Raw genomic sequence first — 12,657 nt, 5'->3', positions numbered from 1 at the left:
TGGGGGCTGGTCGCGCAGTTCCCCGCGCCCCTGGAGCGAGCTTCGCTCGCCCTCAGGGGCGCGGAAGGCGTCAGCCCCGGTACAGGGCCTCGATCTCGTCGGCGTAGTCCTTTGCCACAACGTTTCGCTTCAGCTTCAGCGAGGGCGTCAGGTGGCCCGACTCCTCGGTGAACTGGGTGCCCAGGATGCGGAACTTGCGGACCGACTCGGCCTTGGACACGGCGGCGTTGCCGTCGTCCACCGCCGACTGGATCTCGGCCAGCAGATCGGCGTCGGAGCTGAGCGACGCCACCGTGGCACCGTCCGCCTTGCCGTGATCGGCGGCCCACTTGCCGAGGAACTCCTCGTCGATCGTGACCAGCGCGCCGACGAACGGCCGCCCGTCCCCGACGACCATGCACTCGGCGACCAGCGCGTGCGCGCGGATGCGGTCCTCGATGACGGCGGGGGCGACGTTCTTGCCGCCGGCCGTCACGATGATCTCCTTCTTGCGCCCGGTGATCCGGAGGTAGCCGTCCTCGTCGAGGGTGCCGATGTCACCGGTGTGGAACCAGCCGTCGGCGAGGGCCTCCTCGGTCGCGCCCTCGTTGTTCCAGTAGCCCGTGAACAGGTGCTCGCCGTGCAGCAGCACCTCGCCGTCGTCGGCGATGCGGACCACCGAGCCGGGCAGCGGCTGGCCGACCGTGCCGATCTTCTGCCGGTCCCACGGGTTGAAGGCGGTCGCCGCACAGGACTCGGTGAGGCCGTAGCCCTCCAGGACCGTGAAGCCGATGCCGCGGAAGAAGTGGCCGAGCCGCTCGCCGAGCGGGGCGCCGCCGGAGATCGCGTACTCGCCGCGCCCGCCGAGCACGGCCCGCAGCTTGCTGTAGACGAGCTTGTCGAACGTCTTGTACTTCAGCTTGAGCGCCAGCGACGGCCCCTTGGGGGTGTCGAGCGCGCGGCTGTACTCGATCGCCGTGTCCGCGGCCTTGTCGAAGATCCTGCCCTTGCCGTCGGCCTGCGCCTTGGCCCGCGCCGAGTTGTAGACCTTCTCGAAGACGCGCGGGACGCCCAGGATCAGCGTGGGACGGAACGCGGCGAGCTCGTCCGTGAGGTTCTTGATGTCCGGGGCGTGGCCCAGCTTGATCGGGGCCATCAGCGAGGCCACCTGGACCAGCCGGCCGAAGACGTGCGCCACCGGAAGGAAGAGGAGGACCGAGCACTCGCCGGTGCGGAACAGTGGCTTCAGGCGCTCCACCACGTTGCCGCACTCCGCGAAGAAGCTGCGGTGGGTCAGCACGCAGCCCTTGGGCCGGCCGGTGGTGCCCGAGGTGTAGACGATGGTCGCCGGGTCGTCGGCCTTGGCGACGGCGCTGCGCTCGTCGACGGTCGTGTCCGGCACCTCGGCGCCGGTCCGGTTCAGCTCCTCGACCCCGCCCGCGTCGATCTGCCAGACGTGCGCGAGCTGCGGCAGCGTGCCGCGCACGGAGTCGACGGCCGCGGCGTGCGCGTCCGACTCGACGACGATGCCGACGGCACCGGAGTCGCCGAGGATCCACTGGATCTGCTCCGGCGAGCTGGTCTCGTAGACCGGGACGGTGACCGCGCCCGCGCTCCAGATGGCGAAGTCGAGCAGCGTCCACTCGTAGCGCGTACGGGACATGAGGGCGACGCGGTCGCCCGCCTGCACACCGGCGGCGATGAGGCCCTTGGCGGCCGCGAGGACCTCGGCGAGGAAGACGGTCGCGGTGATGTCCTGCCAGGTGCCGCCGACCTTGCGGCCGATGACGGCGACATCCGGATGCTGCGCGGCGTTTCTGCGGACGATGTCGGTCAGATTGCCGTCGGCAGGGACCTCGTACAAAGCCGGAAGGCTGAACTCGCGCAAGACTGCTGCTCCTCATAGGGCGCCGGCGCCACGACTCTGTGTGCTGCGTCGGTGCGGTCCAAGATCGGGCAGGTGCTCAGTCCCTGAACTGGTCGATCTGGTTGAACTGAGCACGACTGGACTGCCCGGACGTTACCCACCGGTACTGCTTTTTCGGTAGGGGGTCCAGGCCAGATGTTCGCTGCGTCACACGTCACGGCGGTGCTCTGCGCACAGTAGTCCAGCAGTTTCCCGACTCGGAAGTAACCGCAGGTCCGGCGGGCTCTACCCACCTTAGGCCGGTCGTCCTAGGGTGATCGCATGCGCGTTCATGTAGTCAGCGATGTGCACGGAAACTCCACCGACCTCGCACGGGCCGGCGACGGGGCCGATGCCCTCGTCTGCCTCGGTGACCTGGTGCTTTTCCTCGACTACGCGGATCACTCGCGCGGCATTTTCCCCGACTTGTTCGGAAAGGAGAACGCCTCGCGCCTCGTGGAGCTGCGCACCGCCCGCCGTTTCGACGAGGCACGGGAGTTCGGAGCGCGCCTGTGGGCGGGCGTCGACCGTAGGCCCGCCATCGAAAAAGCGGTGCGCAAGCAGTACGCGGAGCTGTTCGCCGCCTTCCCCACTCCGACGTACGCCACGTACGGCAACGTCGACGTGCCCCACCTGTGGAGCGAGTACGCCGGACCGGGCACGACCGTGCTCGACGGACAGCGGGTCGAGATCGGCGGCCGCGTCTTCGGCTTCGTCGGCGGCGGCCTGCGCACCCCGATGCGCACCCCGTACGAGATCGACGACGAGGAGTACGCCGCGAAGATCGAGGCCGTCGGCGAGGTCGACGTGCTGTGCACCCACATCCCGCCCGAGGTGCCCGACCTGGTGTACGACACCGTGGCGCGGCGGTTCGAGCGCGGCAGCCGGGCGCTGCTCGACGCCATCCGCAGGACCCGCCCCCGCTACGCCCTGTTCGGCCACGTTCACCAGCCGCTGGCCCGGCGGATGCGGATCGGCGCCACCGAATGCGTCAACGTCGGCCATTTCGCGGGTTCCGGCAGGCCCTGGGCCCTGGAGTGGTGACGGCGCGGCCACTCGCGCGCGATAGCCTGCACGCGACGCGCATGTACGCACGCACCCCAGCGCGGCGCACCCACCCCTGACCGGTATCCGGAGGAGCCACGGCGATGGCGGAACACACCAGTTCGAGCATCACGATCGAGGCGGCACCGGCCGACGTCATGGAGGTGATCGCCGACTTCGCCCGCTACCCGGACTGGACGGGAGAGGTGAAGGAGGCCGAGGTCCTCAGCTCCGACGACGCCGGCCGCGCCGAGCAGGTCCGCCTCGTCATGGACGCCGGCGCGATCAAGGACGACCAGGTCCTCAAGTACGCCTGGGCCGGTCCGAACGAGGTGTCCTGGTCCCTCGTGAAGTCGCAGATGCTGCGCTCCCTCGACGGGTCCTACGTCCTCAAGCCCGCCGGCACGGGCACCGAGGTCACCTACTCCCTGACCGTCGACGTGAAGATCCCGCTGCTCGGGATGATCAAGCGCAAGGCCGAGAAGGTCATCACCGACCGTGCCCTCGCCGGGCTGAAGAAGTGGGTGGAGTCGGGCGCCGCCAAGTAGCGCCCGACAGGCCCCGGGCGGCCGTCGGTACCCTGCACTCTCATGCGCACCCTCTTCGTCACCGGCCCCGGCGGTTCCGGCACGACGGCCGTCGCCTCCGCCACCGCTCTCCGGGCCGCCCGGGACGGCGCGCGCGTCCGGCTGGTCAGCGGATTCGGCGGACACACCGCGGGCGCCGTGGACGACCTCCCCGGTGTCACCGTCACCCGGCTCACCCCGGCCGACGACTTCCGCGCCGATCTGCTCGCACTCCAGGAGCGGGCCGCCACCGGTCTCGACCTCCTCGGCGCCTCCCGGCTCGACGGCGACGAACTCACCCCGCTGCCCGGAGCCGGGGAACTGGCCCTGCTGCGCGCCCTGCGCGACAGCGCCGAAGGCCCCCACGACCTGGTCGTCGTCGACCTCCCGGCCGCCCCGCGCGCCGTCGCCCTGCTCGCCCTGCCCGAGCAGCTGCGCCGCTACCTGCGCCGGCTGTTGCCCGCCGAACGCCAGGCCGCCCGCGCCCTGCGGCCCGTCCTCGGCCGGCTCGCCGGAGTGCCGATGCCCGCGGAGTGGCTGTACGAGGCCGCCGCCCGCTGGGACGCCGAACTCGCCGCCGCGCAGGCCGTGATCGACGCCGACGACACCTCCGTACGCCTCGTCGCCGAGCCCACCGAGGCCGCCGCGGAGACCCTGCGCACCACCGTCGCCGGGCTCGCCCTGCACGGACTGCGCCTCGACGCCGTGCTCGCCAACCGGCTCCTGCCCGACGGCTCCACCGACCCCTGGCTCGCCGACGCCGCCGCCCGGCAGCGCAAGATCGTCGCCGAGTGGCAGCACGAGACGTACGGCATCGCCCACCTGGGACGGGACGCGCGCGCCGCCGACCTGGACGTGCCGCCGCCCGCGGCGCCCGCGCCCCCGGTGACCTGGCCCGTCGAGGACCGGCTCGCGGACGACGGCGTGCTGGTCTGGCGGATCCCGCTGCCCGGCGCCGTGCGCGAGGAGCTGAGCCTGGTGCGCCGGGGCGACGAGCTGGTCATCGGCGTGGGCGCCCACCGCCGGATCGTCCCGCTGCCCTCCGCCCCGCGCCGCTGCACCGTCGCCGGGGCCGGTCTGGTCGACGGGGAACTGCGTGTGCGGTTCGCCCCCGACCCGGATCTGTGGCCGCAAGCACGGTGAACCTCCTGCACCCGTTCGGGTAACGTCGAAGATGCAACCGGTTCAGGAAACCCTCAGCTCTTCGCAGGAGTCAGCGCCATGAGCGACGCCACCGAGAAGCCCGTAGACGCCGACGCGTGGGAGCAGGCGTGCGCCGAGGACCTCGCGGAGGAGAAGGCCCGCCGCCGCGCCGAGCACGGGGCGTCGCCCGGCTCCGCCGCCGAGGAGCTGAAGAGGCTCGTCGACGCGGTCGCCGACAAGCTCTCCGAATTCTCGGGGTTCTCCGGGGCCCAGGCACCCTTCCTCGGCTCCGTCGCGCAGGGCACCGCCGAACAGGTCGCCCGGCAGGTCGTCCGGCAGGCCAGGTCCGTCGTCGAGCCCGTCATCGAGCGCAACGCCGACGTCTTCGACCACCTCGCCGCCGCCGGGTCCGAGCTGCTCGCCGCCTACCGCTCCGCGGTCGAGGGCCAGGAGGGGCGCTGGACCAAGGCGTCCCAGGAGACCCGGCCGCCCGAGCCCCGCAAGCCCGAGGACGAAGGCCCCGGCGGGGAGCACATCGACCTGGACTGAACGCCGCTCAGGTACGGTGGGCCGTAGCGGGGCTCGACCGAACTGAGGGATTCATGGGACTCACCATCGGCGTCGATATCGGCGGCACGAAGATCGCGGCCGGCGTGGTCGACGAGGAGGGGAACATCCTCTCCACGTTCAAGGTGCCGACGCCTTCCACGCCTGACGGGATCGTGGACGCGATCGCCTCGGCCGTGGAAGGTGCCAGGGCCGGACACGAGATCGTCGGCGTCGGCATCGGAGCCGCCGGATACGTCAACCGTCAGCGCTCCACCGTGTACTTCGCGCCCAACATCGACTGGCGCCAGGAACCGCTCAAGGAGAAGGTCGAGGCACGCGTCGGCCTGCCCGTCGTCGTGGAGAACGACGCGAACGCGGCGGCCTGGGGCGAGTACAAGTTCGGCGCCGGCAAGGGCCACCGCAACGTCATCTGCATCACGCTCGGCACCGGCCTCGGCGGCGGCATCATCATCGGCAACAAGCTGCGCCGCGGCCACTTCGGCGTGGCCGCCGAGTTCGGCCACATCCGCATGGTGCCGGACGGTCTGCTGTGCGGCTGCGGCTCGCAGGGCTGCTGGGAGCAGTACGCGTCCGGCCGCGCCCTGGTGCGCTACGCCCGCCAGCGGGCCAACGCGACGCCGGAGAGCGCCGACTACCTGCTGTCGCTCGGCGACGGCACCCCCGAGGGCATCGAGGGCAAGCACATCTCCATGGCCGCCCGGCAGGGCGACCTGGTGGCCGTCGACTCCTACCGCGAGCTGGCCCGCTGGGCCGGCGCGGGCCTGGCCGACCTGGCCTCGCTCTTCGACCCGTCGGCGTTCATCGTCGGCGGCGGCCTGTCGGACGAGGGCGAGCTGGTCCTCGACCCGATCCGCAAGTCGTACAAGCGCTGGCTGGTCGGCGGCAACTGGCGGCCGGTGGCCGACGTGATCGCGGCCCAGCTCGGCAACAAGGCGGGCCTGGTCGGCGCCGCCGACCTGGCGCGGGAGCCCGACCCCGTCATGTGACATCCGCACGGCCCGGTGCCCGTCGTTCCCTCCGGGAGCGGCGGGCATCGGCGTATCTTGATCGTCATGGACTCCGGCTCCCTCAGCGCTCTCTCCGAACTGCCCAACTCCGGTACGGAAGCGGACGGTTCGGCCGTCATCCGCGTCCTCAGCTACAACATCCGCTCGATGCGCGACAGCCCGGTCGCCCTCGCCCGGGTGATGAAGGCCTGCGCCCCGGACCTGGTGCTGATCCAGGAGGCGCCCCGGTTCTTCCGCTGGCGCAAGCAGCTCGCCCGGCTCGCCCGCGCCGCGAACCTCGTGTACCTCTCCGGCGGCGGCAGCGCCGCGGGGCCCGCGCTGCTCTGCTCCCTGCGCGCCACCGTCGAGCGCACCGAGGACGTACTGCTCCCGCTCACCCCGGGCCTGCACCGGCGCGGCTTCGCCACCGCCGTCGTACGGTTCGGCGGCGCGCGCCTGGGTGTGGTCAGCTGTCACCTGAGCCTGCAGAAGGACGAGCGGTACGCGCAGGGCGGGCTGCTGCTCGACCGGATCGCCGAGCTGGGCGTCGAGCACGTCGTCGCGGGCGGCGACCTCAACGAACGCCCGGACGGGCGGACCTTCCGGCGGCTGGGCACGGCCCTCCAGGACTGCTGGGCGAAGGCGCCCTGGGGCGGCGAGTACACGTCGACGCCGGACGACCCCCATCAGCGGATCGACGCGATCCTGGCCACCGAGGGCGTGGAGGTGCTGGGCTGCGGGGTGCCGCCCTTCCTGGACACGGACGAACTGAGGGCGGCCACGGACCATCTGCCGGTCCTGGCCGCCCTCAGAATCCGCGCCGCGTGAGCGCTACGGGCGCTGCTTCACCTTGTCGGTGATCGCCCTAGCGGGCTGGTTCACCGGTACTTCGCCGCAGCGCCCGATCGGGTTCCATCCGGCACGGCGAAGGCCCGGCCGGAAGCAGCCCGGCCGGGCCTTCAACCGCGTACACGCACTGGTCAGACGACCGCGCCGCGCCCCGGGTCGTCGTCCTCTTCGTCACCCGGCTGCATCCGGGCGACCAGCGTCGCGAAGCCGCCGAGGAAACCGCCGATGCAGAGCGTCGCCAGCCACCACGTCATGTCCCAGCCGAGCAGCACCGCGAGGAGCAGCAGCAGCGGGCCGCCGACCACGGCCAGCCAGGCGAACTTCGAGGTGACGTCGGCCTCCGGAAGCTCGGGGTCCGGCTGCACGAAGTGGCCCTCGTCGTCACCGAGGTCGTCGTCCGCGGGCTCATCCAGCGTGTGGTCGCGCGGGCCAGGGGGCGCGCCGACACCCGGGGCGAAGGAGACCGAGGAGCCGAGCGGGGTGTCCTTGCGCGGTGTGTCGTCCTCGGGGGAGTCATTGGTCTCCGGGTCCAGGAGCGCCAGGTCCTCCACCGACTTGAACGGCTTGGCGCCCGGCGGGTCCGGCGGCTCGGCGCCGTACCCGGCGACGATCTCGGCCCAGGCGGCGTCCTCGTCGGCCGGCAGCAGGGAGTCGGGCTGCTGCCCCTCCGTCTGCTCCGGCTCCTGCGGATCGGGCTTCTCGGGCTCCCGCCGCTCCTCCTCCTGCTCAGCCACCGCTGGCCGTCCCTTCCGCACTGTCGCCGGGGCCTGTCCCGCCCTCGCCGGGGATCTGGCCGGCACGGGGGGCGATCCGGTCGACGAAGGCCACGCTCTCGTCGAAGATCCGGTCCGCGTCATGGTCCAACGTCGCGACGTGGTAGCTCTGTTCCAGCAGGATCTCGGTGACGTCCGTCGACGAGACACGGCTGAGCACGCGCGCGGAGTCGGCCGGCGGCACCACGTGGTCCTGGACGCTGTGCAGCACCACCAGTGGCTGGGTCACCTGCGGCAGCTCCCGGTCGACGAGCCGGAAGAACTGGCGGAGTTGATGCGCCGCGTGCAGCGGCACCCGGTCGTAGCCGACCTCCTCCGAGCCCTCCTTGGCGATGTCGCTGGCGATGCCCTTGACCGTGGGGACCAGGTGCCGGGCGACGGGGAGCGCGTGCGCGGCCACGCCGTGCACCTTGTTCCCCGGGTTCACCAGAACGAGACCCGCCACCTCGTCCCCATGGCGGGCCGCCAGCCGCAGCGCGAGCGCGCCGCCCATCGACAGACCGAAGACGAAGACCCGCGAGCAGCGCTCCCTGAGATCGCGCAGGGCGCGGTCCACCTCCGCGTACCAGTCCTGCCAGGCGGTGACCGACAGGTCCTCCCAGCGGGTGCCGTGTCCGGGCAGCAGGGGGAGCGAGACGGTGAGGCCGCGCTCGGCCAGGTACTCCGCCCAGGGGCGCAGGGACTGGGGTGTTCCGGTGAAGCCGTGACAGAGGAGGACGCCGATCTCGCCGCCGTCGTGGCGGTACGGCTCGGCTCCAGGAAGGACCGGCACCTTCGGTCTCCTGTTCGTGGGTATGTGGGGGCAACGGGGGCATCGGGAGTGAGGTCTTCACCGTACGCGACCGGGCTGACACCGACCAGGGTCGTCGGGCCCACCGGCGGCCCTGCGGGTTAAGGTCTGATCCTCGGACCGATCCGCGTACGAGTCCGTGTACGGGGTCCGAGAACGAGGGAAGGCAGAGGGTTGATCTACGGCGCAATGAAGGTGGCCATCGGGGGGCCGCTCAAGCTCGGCTTCCGGCCGTGGGTGGAGGGCCTGGAGAACATTCCGGCCACCGGCCCCGCGATCCTGGCCAGCAACCACCTCTCCTTCTCCGACTCCTTCTTCCTGCCGACGATGCTCGACCGCAAGGTCACCTTCATCGCGAAGGCCGAGTACTTCACCACTCCGGGGGTGAAGGGCAAGCTGACGGCCGCCTTCTTCAAGGGCGTCGGACAGCTCCCGGTGGACCGTTCCGGGTCGCGCGGCGCGGGCGAGGCCGCCATCAAGAGCGGCATCGAGGTCCTGGAGCGCGGCGAGCTGTTCGGCATCTACCCGGAGGGCACCCGCTCGCCCGACGGCCGTCTCTACCGCGGCAAGCCCGGCGGCCTCGCGCGCGTGGCGCTCGCCACCGGCGCGCCCGTCATCCCGGTCGCGATGATCGACACGGAGAAGATCCAGCCGCCGGGCAAGGTGCTGCCCAAGCTCATGCGCCCGGGCATCCGTATCGGCAAGCCGCTCGACTTCACCCGGTACCAGGGCATGGAGGGCGACCGGTTCGTGCTGCGGGCCGTGACCGACGAGGTCATGTACGAGATCATGAAGCTCTCCGGCCAGGAGTACGTCGACATGTACGCGACCGCCGCCAAGCGGCAGATCGCGGACGCGGCGAAGGCCGAGAAGGAAGCTCAGAAGGAAGCCCAGAAAGAAGCGCAGAAGTCTGCGGAGCGGGACGGGGAACGGGGCGGCAGCTAGCCGCACCGTTTTTTCGGGGGGTGGGGGACATGGGGAGCGCGACCCGGCGGGAACGCGTGGTGCGGATGTCGGTGGAGCAGCCGCTGTGGCGTGCCCTGACGGCCTACCGCGTGCTGACGATGGTGTACGCGATCGGGCTCTTCGCCTCCGCGTACGAGGTGTACGAGCGGCCCTGGGTCGGCATCGCCTTCTACGCCGTGCTCGCGGTGTGGACCCTGGCGACGCTGCCCCAGGTGTCGGGCGCCCGGCGCTGCACCAAGCGGTTCCTCACCATCGACCTGACCATCGCGGTCGCCGGCATCCTGCTCTCCCCGGTCGCGGGGCACGAGCGGGCGGTCACCGGCGGCTCGACGCTGCCGTCGATCTGGACGGCCGGCGCGGTCCTCGCGTGGGCGCTCAAGGGCGGCTGGCGCTGGGCGGCCTTCGCGTCGGTGCTGATCGGCGCGGCCAACGTGGTGCAGCGCGGCGACATCAGCCGCAGCACCATCCACAACGTCCTGCTGGTGTGCATCGCGGGCATAGCGATCGGCTACGTGGTCGAGGTGGCCCGCGCCTCCGAGCGGACCCTCGCCCGCGCCCTGGAGATCGAGGCCGCCACCCGGGAGCGGGAGCGGCTGGCCCGCGACATCCACGACAGCGTGCTCCAGGTCCTCGCCATGGTGCAGCGGCGCGGCACCGCCCTGGGCGGCGAGGCCGCCGAGCTGGGCCGGATGGCGGGCGAGCAGGAGATCGCGCTGCGCACCCTGGTCGCCGCCGGCCTGCGCCACCCGTCCCGCACCTCGGAGGACCTGTCCCAGGGAGCGGTCGTCCGGGCCGTCACCACCTACGCCGAGGCCGACGCGCCGTCCGGTGCCGACGGCCCGCGGGACCTGCGCCCGCTGCTCGCCCCGCACGCCAACGCCCTGACCACCTTCTCCGCGCCCGGCACCGCCGTCCTGATGCCGCCCGCCGCCGCCCATGAACTGGCCGCCGCTGTCAGTGCCGCCCTGGACAATGTGCGACAGCACGCGGGCGAGGGCGCGCGGGCCTGGATCCTGGTGGAGGACGAGCCGGAGGCGGTGATCGTGACGGTACGGGACGACGGACCCGGCATCCCGGAGGGCCGCCTCGCCCAGGCCGAGGGCGAGGGCAGGCTCGGCGTCGCCCAGTCCATCCGGGGCAGGCTGCGCGACATCGGCGGCACCGCCGAGCTGATCTCCGTACCCGGTCAGGGCACCGAGGTCGAACTGCACGTACCGAAGAAGAAGTGAGCAGGCCCGGCAGGGCCGCACGGGGGAAGGCAGGACTGGAGCGATGAGCGAACAGGTGGCCGAGCGGGAGCCGGCCGGACAGCAGGCGATCAGAGTGATGGTGGTCGACGACCACCCGATGTGGCGCGACGCCGTCGCGCGCGACCTGGCCGCCGCCGGTTTCGACGTCGTCGCCACGGCGGGCGACGGCGAGCAGGCGGTGCGCCGCGCCCAGGCCGCGGCCCCCGACGTCCTCGTCCTGGACCTGAACCTGCCGGCCAAGCCGGGCGTCCAGGTCTGCAAGGAGCTCGTCGCCTCCTTCCCCGCGCTGCGCGTCCTGGTGCTGTCCGCGAGCGGGGAGCACGCGGACGTCCTGGAGGCGGTGAAGTCCGGCGCGACCGGCTATCTCCTCAAGTCCGCCTCGACGGACGAGCTGATCGACGCGGTGCGCCGCACGGCGGTCGGCGACCCGGTGTTCACCCCCGGCCTCGCGGGCCTCGTGCTCGGCGAGTACCGCCGGCTCGCCTCGGAGCCCGCGCCCGCCGCCGACACGAACGAGCCGAAGGCGCCCGAGCTGACCGACCGGGAGACCGAGGTGCTGCGCCTGGTCGCGAAGGGGCTGAGCTACAAGCAGATCGCCGAGCGCCTGGTCATCTCCCACCGCACGGTGCAGAACCACGTGCAGAACACCCTCGGCAAGCTCCAGCTGCACAACCGCGTCGAGCTCGTCCGGTACGCGATCGAGCGGGGTCTGGACGACGAGTGACCCCGCGCGGGACAGTTTCCTGAACTGCTCACCGTGACAAGGGAGTTACGCGATGAGGGTCGGAGTACTGACCGGCGGCGGCGACTGCCCCGGGCTCAACGCCGTTCTCCGGGGCATCGTCCGCAAGGGCGTCCAGGAGTACGGCTATGACTTCGTCGGCTACCGGGACGGCTGGCGCGGTCCCCTGGAGAACGACACCGTCCGTCTCGACATCCCAGCGGTCCGCGGCATCCTGCCCCGGGGCGGCACCATTCTCGGCTCCTCGCGCACCAACCCCTTCCAGGCGGAGGACGGGGTCCGCCGGGTCAAGGAGAACCTGGCCGAACAGGAGGTCGACGCGCTCATCGTGATCGGCGGCGAGGACACCCTGGGTGTCGCCGCACGCCTCACCGACGAGTACGGCGTCCGGGCCGTCGGCGTCCCGAAGACCATCGACAACGACCTCTCCGCCACCGACTACACCTTCGGCTTCGACACGGCCGTGGGGATCGCGACCGAGGCGATCGACCGGCTGCACACCACGGCCGAATCGCACATGCGGGTCCTCGTCGTCGAGGTCATGGGCCGCCACGCGGGCTGGATAGCCCTCCACTCCGGCCTGGCCGGCGGCGCCAACGTCATCCTCATCCCCGAACAGCGCTTCGACATCGAGCAGGTCTGCACCTGGGTCACCTCCCGGTTTCGGGCCTCCTACGCCCCGATCGTGGTCGTCGCGGAGGGCGCGATGCCGCGCGACGGCGACATGGTCCTGAAGGACGAGTCGCTCGACTCCTTCGGGCACGTCCGGCTGTCCGGCGTCGGCGAATGGCTGGCGAAACAGATCGAGAAGCGCACCGGCAAGGAGGCCCGCACCACCGTTCTCGGCCATGTGCAGCGCGGGGGGACTCCGTCGGCCTTCGACCGGTGGCTGGCGACCCGGTTCGGGCTGCACGCGATCGACGCCGTGCGGGACGGGGAGTGGGGGTCCATGGTCGCGCTGCGGGGGACCGAGATCGTGCGGGTGCCCATCGCCGAGGCGACGGCTCGGCTCAAGACCGTGGATCCGGCCCTCTACGAGGAGGTCGGCGTCTTCTTCGGCTGAGGTGGTTCCGGGGCTCCGCCCCGGACCCCG

General features: G+C 71.8%; 13 protein-coding genes. 10 read left to right on the top strand and 3 right to left on the bottom strand.

Annotation, left to right across the window (positions count from 1 at the left end; genetic code table 11):
* Positions 1–70 precede the first annotated feature (70 nt).
* The gene (locus tag K377_RS04590) at positions 71–1,867 is read right to left on the bottom strand and encodes a long-chain fatty acid--CoA ligase (RefSeq protein ID WP_111661828.1); all 1,797 of its coding nucleotides are present in this window, start codon (positions 1,865–1,867) and stop codon (positions 71–73) included.
* A 300-nt stretch (positions 1,868–2,167) separates the two neighbouring features.
* Here K377_RS04590 and K377_RS04585 point away from each other — a divergent pair, with 300 nt between their 5' ends.
* The 6 genes from K377_RS04585 to K377_RS04560 all read left to right on the top strand — a co-directional run bounded on the left by K377_RS04585 (position 2,168) and on the right by K377_RS04560 (position 7,022).
* Positions 2,168–2,929 (top strand): metallophosphoesterase, encoded by a 762-nt coding sequence (locus tag K377_RS04585; RefSeq protein ID WP_111661827.1) that lies wholly within the window; start codon positions 2,168–2,170, stop codon positions 2,927–2,929.
* 104 nt (positions 2,930–3,033) lie between these two features.
* Entirely contained in the window at positions 3,034–3,477 is a 444-nt protein-coding gene (locus K377_RS04580) for an SRPBCC family protein (protein ID WP_111661826.1), read from the top strand.
* 42 nt (positions 3,478–3,519) lie between these two features.
* Complete coding sequence (locus tag K377_RS04575; RefSeq protein ID WP_111661825.1) at positions 3,520–4,638, top strand: ArsA family ATPase; 1,119 nt, start codon at positions 3,520–3,522, stop codon at positions 4,636–4,638.
* Between the two features lie 78 nt (positions 4,639–4,716).
* The gene (locus tag K377_RS04570; RefSeq protein WP_111661824.1) at positions 4,717–5,187 is read left to right on the top strand and encodes a DUF5304 domain-containing protein; all 471 of its coding nucleotides are present in this window, start codon (positions 4,717–4,719) and stop codon (positions 5,185–5,187) included.
* A gap of 53 nt (positions 5,188–5,240) precedes the next feature.
* Positions 5,241–6,194: an ROK family glucokinase gene (locus tag K377_RS04565; RefSeq protein ID WP_111661823.1), complete on the top strand. Its 954-nt coding sequence runs from the start codon at positions 5,241–5,243 to the stop codon at positions 6,192–6,194.
* A 66-nt stretch (positions 6,195–6,260) separates the two neighbouring features.
* A complete protein-coding gene (locus tag K377_RS04560) occupies positions 6,261–7,022 on the top strand; it encodes an endonuclease/exonuclease/phosphatase family protein (protein ID WP_111662181.1) in 762 nt (253 codons plus the stop codon).
* A 152-nt stretch (positions 7,023–7,174) separates the two neighbouring features.
* On the opposite strand, the gene K377_RS04555 is transcribed toward K377_RS04560, so the two are convergent.
* Both K377_RS04555 and K377_RS04550 read right to left on the bottom strand, forming a co-directional pair.
* A complete protein-coding gene (locus K377_RS04555; protein WP_111661822.1) occupies positions 7,175–7,777 on the bottom strand; it encodes a hypothetical protein in 603 nt (200 codons plus the stop codon).
* Positions 7,770–8,588: a carboxylesterase gene (locus K377_RS04550; protein WP_111661821.1), complete on the bottom strand. Its 819-nt coding sequence runs from the start codon at positions 8,586–8,588 to the stop codon at positions 7,770–7,772. The genes K377_RS04555 and K377_RS04550 overlap by 8 nt, the downstream gene beginning before the upstream one ends.
* 195 nt (positions 8,589–8,783) lie before the next feature.
* Here K377_RS04550 and K377_RS04545 point away from each other — a divergent pair, with 195 nt between their 5' ends.
* The 4 genes from K377_RS04545 to K377_RS04530 are packed head-to-tail and all read left to right on the top strand — an operon-like array spanning position 8,784 to position 12,627.
* Complete coding sequence (locus tag K377_RS04545) at positions 8,784–9,551, top strand: 1-acyl-sn-glycerol-3-phosphate acyltransferase (RefSeq protein WP_111662180.1); 768 nt, start codon at positions 8,784–8,786, stop codon at positions 9,549–9,551.
* Positions 9,552–9,580: 29 nt separating this feature from the next.
* Positions 9,581–10,801: a MacS family sensor histidine kinase gene (gene macS, locus K377_RS04540; RefSeq protein ID WP_111661820.1), complete on the top strand. Its 1,221-nt coding sequence runs from the start codon at positions 9,581–9,583 to the stop codon at positions 10,799–10,801.
* Between the two features lie 43 nt (positions 10,802–10,844).
* Positions 10,845–11,546 (top strand): response regulator transcription factor, encoded by a 702-nt coding sequence (locus K377_RS04535; protein WP_111661819.1) that lies wholly within the window; start codon positions 10,845–10,847, stop codon positions 11,544–11,546.
* 52 nt (positions 11,547–11,598) lie between these two features.
* Complete coding sequence (locus K377_RS04530; protein WP_111661818.1) at positions 11,599–12,627, top strand: 6-phosphofructokinase; 1,029 nt, start codon at positions 11,599–11,601, stop codon at positions 12,625–12,627.
* Positions 12,628–12,657: the final 30 nt, after the last annotated feature.

This window comes from Streptomyces sp. PsTaAH-137 (assembly GCF_003259365.1).
Classification (GTDB): Bacteria; Actinomycetota; Actinomycetes; order Streptomycetales; family Streptomycetaceae; genus Streptomyces.
The sequence above is the reverse complement of the archived record's forward strand: the minus strand, read 5'-3'. Positions and strand labels throughout refer to the sequence as shown.

What these genes read in the sequence shown, in the direction of transcription:
- K377_RS04580 (WP_111661826.1), top strand. Translation starts at nt 3,034, where the DNA reads ATGGCGGAACACACCAGTTCGAGCATCACGATCGAGGCGGCACCGGCC.
- K377_RS04535 (WP_111661819.1), top strand. Translation starts at nt 10,845, where the DNA reads ATGAGCGAACAGGTGGCCGAGCGGGAGCCGGCCGGACAGCAGGCGATC.
- K377_RS04575 (WP_111661825.1), top strand. Translation starts at nt 3,520, where the DNA reads ATGCGCACCCTCTTCGTCACCGGCCCCGGCGGTTCCGGCACGACGGCC.
- K377_RS04565 (WP_111661823.1), top strand. Translation starts at nt 5,241, where the DNA reads ATGGGACTCACCATCGGCGTCGATATCGGCGGCACGAAGATCGCGGCC.
- K377_RS04585 (WP_111661827.1), top strand. Translation starts at nt 2,168, where the DNA reads ATGCGCGTTCATGTAGTCAGCGATGTGCACGGAAACTCCACCGACCTC.
- K377_RS04530 (WP_111661818.1), top strand. Translation starts at nt 11,599, where the DNA reads ATGAGGGTCGGAGTACTGACCGGCGGCGGCGACTGCCCCGGGCTCAAC.
- K377_RS04560 (WP_111662181.1), top strand. Translation starts at nt 6,261, where the DNA reads ATGGACTCCGGCTCCCTCAGCGCTCTCTCCGAACTGCCCAACTCCGGT.
- K377_RS04570 (WP_111661824.1), top strand. Translation starts at nt 4,717, where the DNA reads ATGAGCGACGCCACCGAGAAGCCCGTAGACGCCGACGCGTGGGAGCAG.
- macS (WP_111661820.1), top strand. Translation starts at nt 9,581, where the DNA reads ATGGGGAGCGCGACCCGGCGGGAACGCGTGGTGCGGATGTCGGTGGAG.